16 protein-coding genes are annotated in these 15,517 nt (G+C 65.4%); 8 read left to right on the plus strand and 8 right to left on the minus strand.

All coding sequences use genetic code 11. The features are described 5' to 3' along the window. Positions 1 to 206: 206 nt before the first annotated feature. A complete protein-coding gene (locus tag M2320_RS02960) occupies positions 207 to 911 on the minus strand; it encodes a glutathione S-transferase N-terminal domain-containing protein (protein ID WP_184425719.1) in 705 nt (234 codons plus the stop codon). Positions 912 to 1,011: 100 nt separating this feature from the next. On the opposite strand from M2320_RS02960, the gene M2320_RS02965 reads away from it, so the two are divergent. Then, positions 1,012 to 2,121 (plus strand): anhydro-N-acetylmuramic acid kinase, encoded by a 1,110-nt coding sequence (locus M2320_RS02965; protein WP_264596021.1) that lies wholly within the window; start codon positions 1,012 to 1,014, stop codon positions 2,119 to 2,121. 2 nt (positions 2,122 to 2,123) lie between these two features. Here M2320_RS02965 and M2320_RS02970 read toward each other — a convergent pair whose 3' ends face one another. The 4 genes from M2320_RS02970 to M2320_RS02985 form a co-directional block, all read right to left on the minus strand. After that, positions 2,124 to 2,876 carry a hypothetical protein gene (locus M2320_RS02970; protein WP_264596022.1) on the minus strand — a complete coding sequence of 251 codons (753 nt, stop codon included), beginning with the start codon at positions 2,874 to 2,876 and terminating at the stop codon, positions 2,124 to 2,126. Between the two features lie 115 nt (positions 2,877 to 2,991). After that, complete coding sequence (locus tag M2320_RS02975) at positions 2,992 to 3,294, minus strand: hypothetical protein (RefSeq protein ID WP_184425723.1); 303 nt, start codon at positions 3,292 to 3,294, stop codon at positions 2,992 to 2,994. A gap of 55 nt (positions 3,295 to 3,349) precedes the next feature. Continuing rightward, the gene (locus M2320_RS02980; RefSeq protein WP_264596023.1) at positions 3,350 to 4,270 is read right to left on the minus strand and encodes a S1/P1 nuclease; all 921 of its coding nucleotides are present in this window, start codon (positions 4,268 to 4,270) and stop codon (positions 3,350 to 3,352) included. Positions 4,271 to 4,412: 142 nt separating this feature from the next. Next, positions 4,413 to 5,306, minus strand: coding sequence for a PfkB family carbohydrate kinase (locus tag M2320_RS02985; protein ID WP_184425731.1), 894 nt, complete (start codon positions 5,304 to 5,306; stop codon positions 4,413 to 4,415). Between the two features lie 171 nt (positions 5,307 to 5,477). On the opposite strand from M2320_RS02985, the gene M2320_RS02990 reads away from it, so the two are divergent. From M2320_RS02990 to M2320_RS03015, 6 genes are all read left to right on the plus strand, one after another. Beyond that, positions 5,478 to 6,110 (plus strand): nitroreductase family protein, encoded by a 633-nt coding sequence (locus M2320_RS02990; protein WP_264596024.1) that lies wholly within the window; start codon positions 5,478 to 5,480, stop codon positions 6,108 to 6,110. Then, positions 6,110 to 6,736, plus strand: a complete 627-nt coding sequence (queE, locus tag M2320_RS02995; RefSeq protein WP_264596025.1) for a 7-carboxy-7-deazaguanine synthase — start codon at positions 6,110 to 6,112, stop codon at positions 6,734 to 6,736. Before M2320_RS02990 ends, queE begins: the two co-directional genes overlap by 1 nt. 179 nt (positions 6,737 to 6,915) lie before the next feature. Then, a complete protein-coding gene (locus M2320_RS03000) occupies positions 6,916 to 8,433 on the plus strand; it encodes a L,D-transpeptidase family protein (RefSeq protein WP_264596026.1) in 1,518 nt (505 codons plus the stop codon). A gap of 187 nt (positions 8,434 to 8,620) precedes the next feature. Beyond that, a complete protein-coding gene (locus tag M2320_RS03005; RefSeq protein ID WP_184425738.1) occupies positions 8,621 to 9,106 on the plus strand; it encodes a flavin reductase family protein in 486 nt (161 codons plus the stop codon). A gap of 112 nt (positions 9,107 to 9,218) precedes the next feature. Then, positions 9,219 to 9,560: a hypothetical protein gene (locus M2320_RS03010; RefSeq protein WP_184425740.1), complete on the plus strand. Its 342-nt coding sequence runs from the start codon at positions 9,219 to 9,221 to the stop codon at positions 9,558 to 9,560. 126 nt (positions 9,561 to 9,686) lie between these two features. Then, positions 9,687 to 10,154 carry a hypothetical protein gene (locus M2320_RS03015; protein WP_264596027.1) on the plus strand — a complete coding sequence of 156 codons (468 nt, stop codon included), beginning with the start codon at positions 9,687 to 9,689 and terminating at the stop codon, positions 10,152 to 10,154. A 12-nt stretch (positions 10,155 to 10,166) separates the two neighbouring features. Here M2320_RS03015 and aqpZ read toward each other — a convergent pair whose 3' ends face one another. Further along, the gene (aqpZ, locus tag M2320_RS03020; RefSeq protein ID WP_264596028.1) at positions 10,167 to 10,883 is read right to left on the minus strand and encodes an aquaporin Z; all 717 of its coding nucleotides are present in this window, start codon (positions 10,881 to 10,883) and stop codon (positions 10,167 to 10,169) included. A gap of 206 nt (positions 10,884 to 11,089) precedes the next feature. Here aqpZ and M2320_RS03025 point away from each other — a divergent pair, with 206 nt between their 5' ends. Then, positions 11,090 to 13,096 (plus strand): acetyl-CoA carboxylase biotin carboxylase subunit, encoded by a 2,007-nt coding sequence (locus M2320_RS03025; protein ID WP_184425746.1) that lies wholly within the window; start codon positions 11,090 to 11,092, stop codon positions 13,094 to 13,096. A 67-nt stretch (positions 13,097 to 13,163) separates the two neighbouring features. Here the strand turns inward: M2320_RS03025 and M2320_RS03030 are convergent, their stop codons facing one another. After that, positions 13,164 to 13,907, minus strand: coding sequence for a hypothetical protein (locus M2320_RS03030; protein WP_264596029.1), 744 nt, complete (start codon positions 13,905 to 13,907; stop codon positions 13,164 to 13,166). Positions 13,908 to 13,948: 41 nt separating this feature from the next. After that, entirely contained in the window at positions 13,949 to 15,409 is a 1,461-nt protein-coding gene (locus tag M2320_RS03035; protein WP_264596030.1) for a hypothetical protein, read from the minus strand. Between the last annotated feature and the right edge of the window lie 108 nt (positions 15,410 to 15,517).

A 15,517-nucleotide genomic window follows, 5' to 3' on the forward strand; every position in this document is an offset into this window, starting at 1 on the left:
AGGGATTCTTTTATGTATACAATAGAGTAGCCCTCACCCTGAGAGCCTGTGACTTTTTCAATTTTGGTCACCTTCGACCACTGCAAAATCAATGAGTTAGCAGTGTCGAAAACCGAAAATCTTGAATAAAGTCACAAACTCTGAGGAGCCCGCCTTGGCGGGCGTCTCGAAGGGCGGGGGCGGGCCACGGGTTTTTCAGCAGCCTGTTAGCGCGCGCCGCTCGCCGCGGTCTGGCCGAACAGGACCTTCTTGTCCTCGTCGCTCATCGTCGCGTCCTCGGGGCGGTAGCGCGGCCCGATCTCATAGGCGCGCTGCACCGCGGGGCGGGCGCGTACTGTGTCGAACCAGCGCCGCAGGTGCGGGAAGTCGTCGAGGTTCTGCCCCTGCTTGGTCCAGGGCACGATCCAGGGATAGCTCGCCATATCGGCGATGGAATAGTCGCCGGCGATATAGGCGCCGGTTTTTTCCAACTGCCGGTCGAGCACGCCATAGAGGCGGTTGGTCTCCTTCACATAGCGGTCGATGGCGTAGGGGATTTTCTCCGGCGCATATTGGGAAAAATGGTGGTTTTGCCCCGCCATCGGGCCGAGGCCGCCCATCTGCCAATAGACCCATTGCAGCGCCTCGAATTTTCTCCGGCGCTCGGTGGGCAGGAACTCGCCGGTCTTTTCGGCGAGATATTCGAGGATCGCGCCGGATTCGAACAGCGGCAGCGGCCCCTGGTGGTCGAGCGGGTCATGGTCGATGATCGCGGGCATGCGGTTGTTCGGCGCGATTCGCAGAAAATCCGGCTTGAACTGGTCGCCCGCGCCGATGTTGACCGGCCTGATCTCGTAGTCCAGCCCGGCTTCCTCGAGGAAAATCGTGATCTTGTGGCCATTGGGCGTCGGCCAGTAGAAAAGTTCGATCATTGGGCTTCCTTCGCCGGGGATTTTGACAAAAACTCGGACCAATCTGGTTTCAACGGAACCGGAGTTAGAGTTAGGCGCCGACCGCCGTCGGGGGAAGACCATGACGAAAATCTTTCGGGCGCTCGGCGCCATGTCGGGCACGTCCATGGATGGAATCGACCTCGCCCTGGTCGAAACCGATGGGCGCGCCGCGCTGAATTTTGGCGCGACCGCCAGTTTCGCCTTTTCGCAGGAGGATCGCGCCGTTTTGCGCGCCGCCGTCGCCGCCGCCAAGGATTTGGGCCGGCGCGACGAGCGCCCCGAACCTTTGGCGGAAGCGGAGGCGCTGATCACGCGCCGCCATCGGGAGGCCGTGGAAAATTTTCTGGCGGCGCAAAACATTTCGCCCGCCGCCATCGACCTGATCGGATTTCACGGGCAGACCGTGCTGCATCGGCCGGAAAAATCTCTCACCGTGCAGCTTGGCGATGGCGCCGGCCTGGCGCGGCAGGTGGGGATCGACGTGGTCTATGATCTGCGCGCCGCCGATCTGGAGCGGGGCGGGCAGGGGGCGCCGCTCGTGCCGGTTTTTCATGCGGCCTTGGCCGAGAGTGCAGGTCTTGGCGCGCCGATGCTGTTCGTGAACATCGGCGGCGTCGCCAACATCACTTTTTGCGCGCCGGGCGAAGCGCCGCTCGCCTGTGATGTCGGGCCGGGCAATGCGTTGCTTGACGATTTGATGCTGGCGCGCACCGGCAAGGCCATGGACGAGGACGGCGCGACGGCGCGCGCGGGCCGGGTCGACGAGGGCGCGCTGACGGCCCTGCTCGCCCACCCGTTTTTTCTGAAAAAGCCGCCGAAATCGCTGGATCGCAACGCGTTCGACGCCTCGCCCGTGGCGCGGCTGTCGCTGGAGGATGCGGCGGCGACGCTGGTCGCCTTCACCACCGAGGGGATTTTGTCGGCGCTGTCCTTCGTCCCGCGACAACCCGAGGTGATCGTGCTCTGCGGCGGCGGCGCGCATAATCCGGCGCTGGTCGACGATCTGCGCGAGCGCGCCTCCTGTCCGGTGCGGCGCGCCGAGGAATTTGGTTGGGATTCGCAGGCGATCGAGGCGCAGGCTTTCGCCTATCTGGCGGTGCGCTCGGCCAAGGGCCTGCCGCTCACCTTTCCCGGCACGACCGGCGTGCGCGAGCCGGCGACGGGCGGCAAGCTGGCCTGGGCGGGGTGATTTCAATGCGCCCTTGGGGCGCCGGGAAAGAAGTTCTCGCCGTTGAACAGGCGCGCGCCCAGCGACTGCGCCCATTGGTTGATCAAATTGGCGAGCAGCTCGGTCGATTCCTTTTCTGTGAATTCCGCGCGTTTGACGAATTCCAGCATTTGCGCGGCCAGATAATGCGCTTCGATCACGGTGTCGCCGAGAACTTCCGCAACCGTGTCGCCCCTCTGTTGTTGGAATGGTTTTTCTTCGGGCGGGGCCTTGGTCGGAGCGCCGGCGTTGAAGCCCAAAACCGCCAAAGCGTCCTGCACAGTTTCGACCATATTGCGGAGGGCGATCTGCTCCAGACTGGTTTGCGTGACGTTCAAATGCGAAACGATCACGCTGGAGCGCTGCTGCAAGTCGATCAGCGTGACCTCCATGCGATACCAGCGCTGCGCCGACGGGCTGTGGCAGGGATAGTTCAGGACGAATTCATCGAGATCGCCGTCGAGGACGGCTTTGAGCCCGCTGAAGGCCAGCGCGGCATGGTCGTTCGACGCCGCCGACTTGCGGCAGACCTCGAGATAGTTCTCGCCAAGATAAGCGTCGGCGCGTCCGCCGTTGGAGTCCGAAAAGGCTGTCCAGGCGGGATTGACCAGCTTCACCGCGCCGGTGGCGTCGAGCAGGGCGACATGCGCCGGCGAGGCGTTGAACCGATGGCGATGACGCGTTTGAATTTCCTCGATCGCGCGCGCCGCCCTGGTCGTTCCGTTCGTATCCGTCATGCCTGGCCTCTGGAGAAGGCAGGGAACGCACAAGTCCTTGTCTTGCAACCAGAAGTTACACCCGAAACCGGGTTGCGCCAAACGGATTCACTCGCTCCCGCTCGTCGCCGCGAGGCTAGTTCTGCTCCAGCGGCTTGATCTTCGCCAGACACTCCTTTTCCTTGCCCTCGGCGTTGAGCAGGCGGGCGTCGTCGAGCGTGTCGGCGTCGCTCTGACGCATGGCGTTGGCCACGCTCTCCTGCGTCGGCTGCCGGTGCATGGTGGCAAACGTGGTTTCGGGCAGGGGCGCGCCGCCCGGCTCCGGCGTCCGCTTGATGCGCTTTTCCAGTTGGGCGATTTTCTGCGCGCACGTGTCCGCCTGGGCGAGTCCAACGGAAAAAAGCAAGGCCAAGCCTGCGGCGCAAAGAATTTTGCTCATGACACCCTCCATCGCGCCATAATGGCGCCGCGGCGGGCTGAATCAAGGTCTCGCGCTACTTCCTCGACAGCGCCGCGTTCAAAATCCCCGCCAATCGCGCCGCCGCCAAGGCCGCTTGCGCGCGCGCGATCTCCCGCGCTTGCGCCTGATAGGCCTGATCCAGCTCGAACGGACCTTCGCCGTCGCCGATCGCGTTTTTATAGACTACGGCCTGCGCGAGCGCCGCGCTTTCCTCGAACCAGACGCGCGGCTCCAATTCGCCGACGCGATCCGGGTCCGGGCCCGGCAATCGCGCCGCCGTCTCGATCGCGTCGGCGGGCTCGCCGGATTGGCCCAAGAGACTGTCCCAAAAGGCGTGCAGTTTCAGGCCGCAGACGAAGGACAAACAAATCAGCTCCAGATTGCCGCCGCTGTCCCCCTTCGGCAGGCGCTTCGAAAACCGGGAGGTCGCATGCAGGGGCTGGTGGGCGTCGGCGATGAGGTGCTCCAACCAGACGAGATCGTAGGATTTGACCTCGTCTGACGCATCCGAGCCCAGGGTTTTGGCAAAGACGCGAATCTGCGTGAGCGCATTGGGCTCGGGCGCGGCGCTGGTCGGGGCGCCGTCGGGCGAAAACGGCAGGTCCATGTAGTGCCAGTAGGGGTGCGAGCGCCGGTCGCCATAGCCGATGTTGTCGGTCGCGTGCTCCCCGTCTTCGGCCAGCGCGTTTTTCCAAAAATCCTGACGGCGCTTGATGTCGTCGGCCCAGGTGGAGGCGCGGATGAAGGCGATTTTTGTGCGCTCCGGCTCCGGGACGCCGGTTGTCCAAGCGGGATAGTCGGGATGGAGGGCGAGCAGACGCCCGACCTTTTGTTGCGCCTCGGGCTCGAGCTGAACGAAGGCCGCCGCCGCGATGGCCTGGTGGCCCGCGTCGAACCAGGCGTGCGCCGGTTGGGCGAGCACAAGCAGAAAGGCGGCGGCAATCGCCTTCAACACGAGACGTCATGGCCGGGCTTGTCCCGGCCATCCACGCGGCGCCGCAACGCGATCCGCCGCGTCATTTTCAGGAGCGGCCCGGCGTGGATGCCCGGGACAAGCCCGGGCATGACGCGCGTCGGTTGCGCTCCGCGGCGCCGCTTCATCGGGCTCCGCCGAACTCCCGGCGCGCCATATAAATGTCCTCGTCGCTGGGCAAGCCCGCCTCGTTGCCGAGGTGCTGGACCTTGTGCGCCGAGGCGGCGCGGGCGAAGTCGAAATGCACCGCCCAGGGCGAGGAGGGCGAGCGCAGGTAGGAGGCCAGATACGCCCCGTGGAAGACGTCGCCGGCGCCGGAGGTGTCGATCACCTTCGAATCGGGCACGCGCAAGGCTGCGAGGTGCTGGACGTGGCCGTCCTCCTCGCTCCAGATCATGCCGCGCTCGCCCTCGGTGACGGCCGCGACCTTGACGCCGCGCTCGTGCAGATAGGCGAGCGTCTCCTTGGCCGAGAGCTTGATCTCCTTGCAAAAAGCTTCGGCGACCACGGCGACGTCGGTGTGATGCAGCACCTCTTCGGTGTTGGCGCGCACGCCGCCGCCGTCGAGCGACACCAGCACGCCGGCCTCGCGGGCCGCCTTGGCGTAATAGAGCGCGGCGTCGTGCTGGTGGCCGTCGAGATGCACGGCGCTGTAGCAGGACACGTCGAGCTTCATGAAGGGACGCAGATATTGATTGTCCCGCGCGCGCAAAATGGCGCGCTTGCCGGCCTTGGGCAGAACGAAGGACAGCGAGCAGCGCGCCACTTTTCGGGGGTAGACCGAGACATTGTAGCGCTGCGCCATCATCATGAACATCTGGCCCAGCCAGTCGTCGGAAATGGTGGTGAGCAGGTCGCTGGGGATGCCGAGCTTGGCGCAAGTGAAGGCGGCGGTGACGGCGTTGCCGCCGAACGAGACGGCGAAATCCTTCGCCACCTCCTTGTCGTCGCCCGAAGGCATGATATCGGTCAACATGGTCATGTCGATGTAGGAGTGGCCGACGAAGAGCGCGTTCAAGGGAGAAACTCCGGGGGCGAGACCAAGCCGCGGGTCGCGGCGACTTGTCGCGGACGATAGACGAAAGCGACGCGATTTGGAGCCCCTAAAGCCATCAAGATCGTTTTTTGCTTGATCCCCGTGGAAAAGGGAATAATCGGCGGCGAAACGCTTGACCCTGGAAAAGTCGATATGACCGAAATCGATCCCGCCCTCGTCCATCTCGTGTCCCGGCACGGCGAGCGCACGACGCAAACGCCTGTTTCGGCGTTGTTCCTGAATCGCTGGTCGGCCCGCGCCATGACCGGCGAGCCGATTCCCGAAAAGCTGCTGTTCTGCCTGCTTGAGGCCGCGCGCCACGCGCCTTCGGCCTTTAACGCCCAGCCCTGGCGTTTCGTCTATGCGCGCAAAGGGGAGCCCGCCTTCGACGCATTGCTCGGTGCGCTCAACGACAGCAACCGGGTGTGGGCGGGCAACGCCTCGGCGCTGATTCTCGTCGCGAGCAAGGCGGAGTTCACGCCGGCGGGTCAAGCGGCCGTCACGCTGGGCTCGGCCTCGTTCGACGCCGGCGCCGCCTGGGCTCATCTCGCCCTCCAGGCGTCGCTGCTGGGCTGGACCACCCGCGCCATGGCCGGTTTCGACGCCGGCAAGGCGCGCGCCGCCGTCAAGGCGCCGGAAAATCTCAAGCTCGAAGTCGTCATCGCCGTGGGCCGGCGCGGCGACGCCGCAAGCCTGCCGCCGGAAAAGCAGGCGCTGGAAAAGCCCAACGCCCGCCGCCCGCTGGAGCTCACGGCGTTTTCGGGCGCGTTCCCCGACGAGGTCTGATGGTCTACGCCGTCAAGGAAATTTTTCTCACCCTCCAAGGCGAAGGCGGGCAGGCCGGGCGCGCCTCGGTGTTCTGCCGCTTCGCCGGGTGCAATCTGTGGACCGGGCGCGAGGCCGACCGGGAGGAGGCGGTCTGCCGCTTTTGCGACACGGATTTTGTCGGAACCGACGGCGAGAATGGCGGCAAGTTCAACGCCGAAGGCCTGGCGGTGCGGATCGCCGGTCTTTGGCGCGGCGGCGGGCGACGCTTCGTCGTGTTCACCGGCGGCGAGCCGCTGTTGCAACTGGATGACGTCCTGATCGCCGCGGTGAAGGCGCATGGTTTCGACATTGCGGTCGAGAGCAACGGGACGATCGCCCCGCCTGCCGGGATCGACTGGCTGTGCGTCAGCCCCAAGGCGGGCGCGCCGCTGCGGGTGACGGAAGGGCAGGAATTAAAGCTGGTGTTTCCGCAGGAGGGCGCTGAACCCGCCCTGTTTGAAACCCTGGCTTTCGAAAATTTCTTCCTGCAGCCCATGGACGGGCCGCAGCGCGACGAAAACATCCAGCGCGCTGTCGCCTATTGCCTCGCCCATCCGCGCTGGCGGCTCAGCCTCCAGACGCATAAGCTGATCGGCATCCCCTGACCGGTTTTTGACCGTGGCGCGCCCGCAACAGGGCGCAAAAAAATGCGGCGCTATGGGCGCGCAACAGCCCGGCGCAAGGCCGAAATGATCTATTCGCCATTAACATTTTTGTGATCACATTCTTCCGCTCTGTGGCGTTTTCGGTTATCAGCGTAAGTCGCCCACGAAAGGCTTTGGCCGTGACCCAGAGGAAATGGACCCGCTTCTTGACGCTCGCGTCGGCTTCCGTCGCGACGCTGTTTCTTGGAGCCTGGCTCTCCTACGAAGCCGCCCTCTACACCCAGGCGCCCGCCGCGCAGCGCGTCGCGAAAAATACGCCGCCCGCCCCCGCGCCTGAACAGATCGATCTGAGCGGCCCGCAACAGACCGCCGCCGCTGCCCCGCGCGCCGCCCCGCGCGCCGCCGCATTAACCGGCGCGACGCTCCCCGAGGAGCCGCAAGCCCCGGAGATGATGCGCGCCAGCCTGTCGGAAGATTCGCGCTCGCTGTTCGCCGAGCCCGATCCGGCGACGACGGGCTCGTTGGACCCGCGCGCCATGGCCGCCGTCCCCGACGTTCCGCCGCTGCAGCCGACATTGGCCTCGGCGGAAGACCGGCCGCTCGAACTTCAGGACCTGCGCCCGATTCCCGATCCCGTGGCGCTGCCGAACGACCGCCCGGTTCTGGTCGATGGCGTGCCGGTCCCGCCGCGCCGGCCCGTCGGCCTCGCCGCGCTGGCCAAGCAGCCCGCGCCCATGCAGATCGCCTCGCTCGAGCCCGTCGCCCTGCCGACCACGCCGCCGATCGCCACGCCGCAGCCGCAGGCCGCGGTGATTCCGGAAGCGCCGAAGACCGTCGCGCCGCCGGCCGCCCAGCCGCAAGCCGCCGCCAAGACGGCCGCCGCGCCCAAACCGGCGACGGCTCCCGCGGCGCCCTCCGCGCCGCAGTCCGAATCCGCCTTCCCCAACATCGCCAACGCGCTCGCCGCCGTCTCGGCCTCCGTCAGCGGTGAAAATTCCACTCTTGCGCCCGCGCCCGACGCTGTTCCTGTTCCTGAGCCAGTGGGTGGCTTCAAGAAGGGCGCGCCGGTCTATGTGCGCATCTTCAAGCGCGAGGGCGCGCTGGAGCTGTGGATGAAGAAGGGCGACCGTTTCGCGCTCTACAAAACCTATCCGGTGTGCAAATCCTCCGGCCGCCTCGGCCCGAAACAGGCGACCGGCGACTACCAGTCTCCCGAAGGTTTTTATGCGGTCTCGGCCAAGCAGCTCAATCCGCATTCCGCCTATCACCTCTCCTTCGACGTCGGTTATCCCAACGCCTATGACCGCCGCCACGGCTATACCGGCGCCAACATCATGGTGCATGGCGACTGCAAGTCGGTCGGCTGCTTCGCCATGACCAATGCGGGCATTGACGAGATCTACGGCTTCGTCGCCCTGGCGCTCGCCAACGGACAGAGCGAAGTGCCGGTGCACATCTTCCCGTTCCGCATGACCGAGGCGGCGATCGCCCGCGAGAGCGGTTCCGGCTCCGGTTCGATCATGGCCTTCCTCGACAGCGGAACGCCCAAGCAGGACTGGTCGGGTTTTTGGCGAAACCTGAAGGAAGGCTACGACCTCTTCGAAAGCACCCGCGTGCCGCCGACCGCCTATGCCTGCGGCGACCGCTATGAGTTTTCGGCCTCCGCCGCCTCCTGTTCGCGCATCGCGGGACGCTGAGCCTTTTCAAGACGATCCCTCCCTTTGCCGCCGAGCCCCGGCGATGTTACATGAGCGTGACGCCTGCAGCCTTTCAGACGAACCGGCGTTCGCCTGAAAGGCTGCGGCGTCCGTTTCTTTCGCTGACGCGGCCCCGCCTCACTTCCGCGCTCAACTCCGCTCTCAAGACCGCTCCTATGGAGACCGCATGATCGACCCCAAGGATTACCGCGACGCGATGAGCGCGATCGCCTCGCCCGTGCATTTGCTCGCCACCGACGGCAAGGCCGGCAAGGCGGGCCTGACGGTCACCGCGCTCGCCTCCATCACCGATTCGCCCGCCACCCTGCTGGTCTGCGTCAACCGCAGCACGCCCTCGGGGCCGCGCTTCATCGAAAACGGCTATTTCTCCGTCAACAGCCTTGCAGCCGAGGATCGCGAACTCTCCGACATTTTCGCGGGACGCACCGACGAGCATTTTGAAAAGAAATTCAGCCACGGCCTGTGGAAGCCGGGCTTGCACGGCCAGCCGGCGCTGATGACCGCGCTCGCCTGTTTCGAATGCAAGCTCACCGAGATCAAGGATGTCGGCACCCACCACATCTTCTTCGGCGAGGTTCTGGCCGTCGCCCGGCCGGCCCAGGGACCGAGCCTGATCTACCATCGCCGCGCCTATGGACAGGCCGGGCAGTAAAGCTTGAGGTCGCGCAAGGTCGGGGCAGGCTGGGCGGTGTAAACAGATATTTCAAGCTATTGGCGCGAAACTTGCCAGTCGTCTTGCGATGCAGCCAGCCGGAGCCGCCCCGATGAACGCTCAGGTCATACCCTTTCCGCGCGCCAACGCCTGGTCGGCCGAGCGCCTTCTCGCCTTCGACGAACCGCCGACCGCGGACGCCCTTGTGGAGCGCGCGCGGCTCGCCGCCAGCCTGAGCGAGGCGGCGCAGGCGGAGCAGGCGTCGCGGGCGGTCTGGGCCAAGCCGCGGGCCGGCCTGAAGGCCGCGCGCGACGCCGCGGAGTTTTTCTGGGAGCGCTGCGTGGAGCGGGTGGCGGTCGAGACCGTGTTCGACGCCTTGCGCCGCAGCGGCGCGGACGAGGCGCTGCAAACCCGGGTGCGCGACCATTTTTCCGCCTTCTGCCATTCGCTGTGACGCAATGGCGCCGGTGGTTTGGTCTGCCGGCAGAGCTCGTTAACCTTTCCAACCATTCACCAGATTTCTTCAAAGTCGAGCAAGAACCAAGCGCTTAACTGAAGGCGACCTTGGAGTTCGCGTTCGATGGCGTCTGCCGAAATGCCCAAACATACGCTCTACGGCCTCGCGCCGGCGAGCGACCGGCGCGGCCTGATCGCCTCTCTTGCGGCGAGCGCCGAAATCATGACGCCGGAAAAAGTCCGGCAATTGCGTCGCGCCCTCTATGAGGACGAGGTTCTGGAGCGCCACGAGGCGGAAGCGCTTTTCGCCCTGGAGCGCGCGCAAAAAGGCCGGGCCGGGCGGGTCTGGACCCGGTTTTTCGTCGAAATCCTCACGGATCATCTGGTGTGGCGGGCGAAGCCGGCGAAAATCCTCGACCATGAGTCCGCGCGCTGGCTGATCGCCGAGGCCGACCGCGCGCTTTCGCCCGCGGTCTACGCCTTGCTCGCCCATGTGCTCGCGGAAGCCGAGAGCGTTCCGGCCTGGTTCGTCGACGCCGTGCGCGAAAAGGGCGAGGCCGACCCGGTCCGTGCGGCGCTCGCCTGCGCGTAAGCGTCTGCGCGCTTATTGTTCCTGGCCGACCAGCGCGGGCGATTCGCCGGGGGTCAACACAAACCTCCAGATCAGGGCGCCGACAATGCCGCCGAGCAGCGGCGCGGCCCAGAACAGCCAGAGCTGGCTCAGCGCGCCGGTTTGGGCGAACAAAGCGGCGGCGGTCGAACGCGCCGGATTGACCGAGGTGTTGGTCACCGGGATCGAGACCAGATGGATCAGCGTCAGCGCCAGGCCGATGGTGAGCGGCGCGAAGCCGGCGGGCGCGGCTTTCGACGTCGAGCCGAGGATGACGATCAAGAAGCCCGCGGTGAGCACGACTTCCGCCACCAGGCAGGACGCCAGCCCGTAATGACCGGGCGACAGCTCGCCATAGCCGTTGGAGGCGAATCCGCCGGCGGAAAAGCCGGGCGCGCCGGAGGCGATGACATAGAGCGTCGCGGCCGCGGCGACGCCGCCGATCACTTGCACGATCCAATAGGGGATCAGCTCGAGCCAGCGGAATCGGCCGGCGAGCGCCAGGCCGAGCGAAACCGCGGGATTGAAATGGCCGCCGGAAATGCCGCCGACCGCATAGGCCATGGTCAGCACGGTGAGGCCGAAGGCCAGGGCCACGCCCGCAAAACCGATGCCGAGCTGGGGAAAGCCCGCGGCCAGGATGGCGCTGCCGCATCCCCCAAAAACCAGCCAGAATGTGCCGAAAAATTCCGCAGCAAGTTTGCGCAGCATGCGTCCTCCAAAGGCTCGGGTCGGCCCGATTTGACCAAACGTCACCCGGCCATGGTTGCAGGTCTTCGCCGCGCCGTCTATTCGCCTTCGCCCCGGGACTAACCCTATTTGCTATGCGTCCAAAGCTTGGCAAGGCGCTGGACGCGCGGGCCCGCTTCTCCTACAACCCCCCGATCCAAATTCCCCTCGTCCGCACCGGGGCACAAATGTTCAAGAAAATTCTGATCGCCAACCGTGGCGAAATCGCCTGCCGCGTCATCAAGACCGCCCGCAAGATGGGCATCAAGACCGTCGCCGTCTATTCCGACGCGGACAAGGACGCGCTCCACGTCGATATGGCCGACGAGGCCGTGCATATCGGCGCGCCGCCTGCCGCGGAATCCTATCTGATCATCGACAAGATCATCGACGCCTGCAAGAAGACCGGCGCCGAGGCCGTCCATCCCGGCTACGGCTTTCTCTCCGAGCGCGCCGCCTTCGCCGAGGCTTTGAAGGCCAATGGCATCACCTTCATCGGGCCGAATGTCGGCGCGATCGAAGCGATGGGCGACAAGATCGAGTCGAAGAAATTCGCCAATGCCGCGAAAGTGAGCACGGTTCCGGGTTTCCTGGGCGTGATCGAGACCCCGGAAGAGGCGGTGAAGATCGCCGACGGCATCGGCTATCCCGTCATCCTGAAGGCTTCAGCCGGCGGCGGCGGCAAAGGCATGCGTATTGCGCATAGCAGGGAAGAAGTCGCCGAAGGTTTTGCGCGCGCGAAATCGGAAGCGAAGTCGAGCTTTGGCGATGACCGCGTGTTCGTGGAAAAATTCATCGTCAACCCGCGCCATATCGAAATCCAGGTGCTGGGCGACAAGCACGGCAATGTCATCTATCTCGGCGAGCGCGAATGCTCGATCCAGCGCCGCAACCAAAAAGTGATCGAGGAGGCCCCGTCGCCGCTGCTCGACGAGGCCACCCGCAAGAAAATGGGCGAGCAGGCGGTCGCGCTGGCCAAGGCGGTCAATTACGATTCCGCCGGCACGGTGGAATTCGTCGCGGGTCAGGACAAGTCCTTCTATTTCCTTGAAATGAACACCCGCCTGCAGGTCGAGCATCCCGTCACCGAGCTGATCACCGGCATCGATCTCGTGGAACAGATGATCCGCGTCGCCGCCGGCGAACCCCTCGCCATCAAGCAGGAAGACGTCAAGCTCAACGGCTGGGCGATCGAATCCCGCATCTATGCCGAAGACCCCACCCGCAACTTCCTGCCCTCCACCGGCCGTCTGGTGAAATACCGCCCGCCGGCCGAGGGGCGCTGGGATTCGATCACGGTGCGCAACGACACCGGCGTCTTCGAGGGCGGCGAAATCTCGATCTATTACGATCCGATGATCGCCAAATTGGTGACCCATGCGGGCGACCGCCTCGTCGCCATCGACGCCCAGGCGCGGGCGCTCGACGCCTTCGTCATCGACGGCATCCGCCACAACATCCCGTTCCTGTCCTCGCTGATGCAGCATCCGCGCTGGCGTTCGGGCAATCTGTCCACCGGCTTCATCGCCGAGGAATATCCCAACGGCTTCGCGCCGCTGGTGGCGCAAGGCGCGGTGGCGCTGCGCATGGCCGCGGTCGCGGCCTATGTCGACAATGTCTACAACCAGCGCAAGCGTCGCATCTCCAACCAGATGAAGCAGCAGAAGCCGGTCAAGTTCCATGACGAGCGCACGGTGGCGCTCGGCCGCGTTCAGTACCAGATCGAACTCGATGAGAGCGAAGGCGCGCTGCTGGTGCGCTTTGTCGAGGGCGGCCAGACCCATCGCCTCGAAACCGACTGGATTCCGGGCCAGCCCGTCTGGAACGGCCTGATCGACGGCGAGGGCCATTCGGTCCAGATCCGCGACATTCCCAACGGCTTTCTCATTTCCCACGCCGGCGTGACCGTGGAGGCCCGCACCTTCACCCGGCGCGAGGCCGAGATTTACAATCTCATGCCGGAGAAGAAGCCCGCGGACACGTCGAAGAGCCTGCTGTGCCCGATGCCGGGCCTGGTCAAGGCGATCTATGTCGAGCTCGGCCAGGAGCTGAAGGCCGGCGACCCCCTCGCCATGGTCGAAGCCATGAAGATGGAAAACGTTTTGCGCGCCGAGCGCGACGTGACCGTCAGGACGATCAAGTGCAAGGAAGGCGATTCCCTTGCGGTCGACGCCGTGATCATGGAATTCGTCTAAAGGTTCAGAGGCGTCCGGAAACGGGCGCCTCTTTTTTTGTCTTGGCTCGTCATTTTTTGGCGGCGGCTTAGCGCGAGTACCGCCGCAGTGCGGGATTGGGGCTGGTGACCGCCGGGTTGCATTCCATGGCGATGGCGTGTGACCATTGCGGATTGGAGCCGGCGGGGGCGACCCGCGCGCCAAGGGTGAACTCCGGCGCGATATTGTAAAGCCAGAGCTGAGTCTCCTCGAATTTCGCGCCGAAAAACTGCGACCAGTGCGCCATCCGCGCGCAAAATTGATAATTGGGCTGGCCTCCCGTCATGCTGACATAGTCCTCGGGCTTGATCTCGTCGCCGATCTCATAGCCGGCGAGCAGACCGTCCGGGGCGCCCTGGAGGTCGAAGGCGTCCTGACTCAGGAAAGCCAGTTTGGCCCGGGCGCCCGCCGGGACGTTTTTCACCGTCCAGGTCACCGGACCCTTGAAGATGAAGAGATAGCCGGCCTCTGCGACGTCGCGCATGTTCAGCGTCACCTTGTCGGTGTTGAGGCCGTAAGGCGACTGCAGCACGATGACATGCAGGGCGCGGTTGTAGCGCGCGGCCTCGCCGCGATTCGCCGACAGACTGGTCAGCCGGTCGCGCGCCGCCTCGACCGCGCTTTCATCGCTCTTGGCGGAAATGCCGCCGTCCCGAAGCGGCGTCAAACTTATGCGATTTGAAATCGCGTGGAGTTCGGAGCCGACGACGTGCAAATAATAGACCCGGAAGGCGATGCCGAGGAGGACGTTGATCAGGATCGCGGCGGCAATGATTGAAACAATCTTGGGCATTTCACGTGTCCAATGTGACGCCCAAGCCTAAGCCATCCCGCCTAACGATGCGTGACCGAAGATTCGGCCTCGTCCTTCGCATAGGCCACGGCGAAAGCGTCGCTATAAATCCGCCTCCACCCGGGTCGCGTCGCCAAAACCTTGTTCAGCGGCGCATCCGGCGGCAGCAGCGTCCAGCGAAACCCGTATTTTTCCAGGCCGGCCTCGAAGGTCGCGGCGTCGCCGGCCAACATCCGCTCGTAGCGGAACCAGAAGGGGTCGCCATACATGTCGGTGCGCCCGTCGATGAATGGTTTGACGCCCTGGTAGATCAGCAGGCCGCCAAAGCCCAGTTCGTTGAGCACGGGCTTGTCGCGCAGATCTTGCGGGACCGCCGCCAGCGCCGAGAGCGGCGCGGTGGGGCCGTCGACGCGCTGGATCGGCAGGCTCAGCCGCGCCCCGACCATCAGCGCGGCCAGCGCCAGCGCGCCGGCCCAGATTTTCCGGTCGCGCCCGGGCGAGGTTTCGTCGCGGGAGACGAAAGCCTGGGCCAGCGGCGCTGCGAGCAGCAAAGGCGCGACAATGGCGAACACCATTTGTTGGCGGCCCTGGTGCAGCGCCATATGCACGAGCCCGAGCAGGATCAGCAGGCGCATCGGTTCGACGCGCACCGGGCGCAGCATCGGCAGGCCGATCAGCGCCAGCAGGGCGATCTCCATCGGGCCGGTCTGGGAAAAATCGGTCGGGCGCCATTCGATGATGCTGGCGAGCATCTTCATGTTCATGACGTAGACGGGATAGACGAAGGCGTGAAAGCCCTGCGGATTGGCCAGTCCCGCCAGGACCGCGAGCGCGCCGAACAGGGCCCAGTCGCGGAACACCTTGAAGCGTCGCTCGGAGGGCGCCTCGATCAAGGCCTCGAGCGCAAACGGGCCGATCAGCGCCAGCCCCAGCAAAAAGCTGGCGTGCATGTTGACCCAGAGCAGCATGATCGCGGCGAGCCAGAGCGGCGGCGCTGTGTCCGCCTCGCGCGCCGCCAGCAGCCGGTCGGTCCAAAACGCCAGCAGCAGCAGGCCGAACAGATGCGGGCGGACCAGCAGGCTGGGGGCGATCAGGCTCAGCGACAGCAGCATCACCGCCAGCAGCGGCAGGCCGGAAAGCCCGTGGCGCAGCGCCCGGCGGGCGACCAGGGTCAGCGCCCCGGCGACCGCGAGGCCCGAGAGCGCCGCAAGGCCGCTCCACCCGAACAGTCTGAACACGCCGGCGAACAGGATTTCGGTCAGCCATTCATGGGCGTGCCAGACCTCGCGGGGCGCCGAGAACGAGAACACGTCGGTGGTGGGGACGGCGCCGTGCGCGACAATCCATTGGCCGGCGGCGAGATGCCAGAAACTGTCGGCGTCGTTGAACACGGCCGGCGAGGCCAGCGCCATGGCGAGCGCCATCAGCGGCGCGATCGCCGCATAGACGGGGCCGGGGAGGCTTTGGCTCGTGGAGGCGGGGAGGGCGGTCGAAACAGTCATGCCCCCAGCTTGCCGCAAAGGCATTAAGAATTGCCGATCCGGCCTGCGACAGCGCGGCAAGAGCGCGGCAAGCGGCTCGTCTTGCGCGGGAAAGCCGGGGAGCCTATG

This window comes from Rhodoblastus acidophilus (assembly GCF_025961575.1).
GTDB classification, from domain to species: Bacteria; Pseudomonadota; Alphaproteobacteria; order Rhizobiales; family Beijerinckiaceae; genus Rhodoblastus; species Rhodoblastus acidophilus_C.

Coding starts and splice junctions, on each gene's coding strand:
- M2320_RS03015 (WP_264596027.1), top strand. CDS start 9,687: ATGGCGTCTGCCGAAATGCCCAAACATACGCTCTACGGCCTCGCGCCG.
- M2320_RS03035 (WP_264596030.1), bottom strand. CDS start 15,409: ATGACTGTTTCGACCGCCCTCCCCGCCTCCACGAGCCAAAGCCTCCCC.
- M2320_RS02975 (WP_184425723.1), bottom strand. CDS start 3,294: ATGAGCAAAATTCTTTGCGCCGCAGGCTTGGCCTTGCTTTTTTCCGTT.
- M2320_RS03030 (WP_264596029.1), bottom strand. CDS start 13,907: ATGCCCAAGATTGTTTCAATCATTGCCGCCGCGATCCTGATCAACGTC.
- aqpZ (WP_264596028.1), bottom strand. CDS start 10,883: ATGCTGCGCAAACTTGCTGCGGAATTTTTCGGCACATTCTGGCTGGTT.
- M2320_RS02990 (WP_264596024.1), top strand. CDS start 5,478: ATGACCGAAATCGATCCCGCCCTCGTCCATCTCGTGTCCCGGCACGGC.
- M2320_RS02970 (WP_264596022.1), bottom strand. CDS start 2,876: ATGACGGATACGAACGGAACGACCAGGGCGGCGCGCGCGATCGAGGAA.
- M2320_RS02960 (WP_184425719.1), bottom strand. CDS start 911: ATGATCGAACTTTTCTACTGGCCGACGCCCAATGGCCACAAGATCACG.
- queE (WP_264596025.1), top strand. CDS start 6,110: ATGGTCTACGCCGTCAAGGAAATTTTTCTCACCCTCCAAGGCGAAGGC.
- M2320_RS03005 (WP_184425738.1), top strand. CDS start 8,621: ATGATCGACCCCAAGGATTACCGCGACGCGATGAGCGCGATCGCCTCG.
- M2320_RS02965 (WP_264596021.1), top strand. CDS start 1,012: ATGACGAAAATCTTTCGGGCGCTCGGCGCCATGTCGGGCACGTCCATG.
- M2320_RS03025 (WP_184425746.1), top strand. CDS start 11,090: ATGTTCAAGAAAATTCTGATCGCCAACCGTGGCGAAATCGCCTGCCGC.
- M2320_RS03010 (WP_184425740.1), top strand. CDS start 9,219: ATGAACGCTCAGGTCATACCCTTTCCGCGCGCCAACGCCTGGTCGGCC.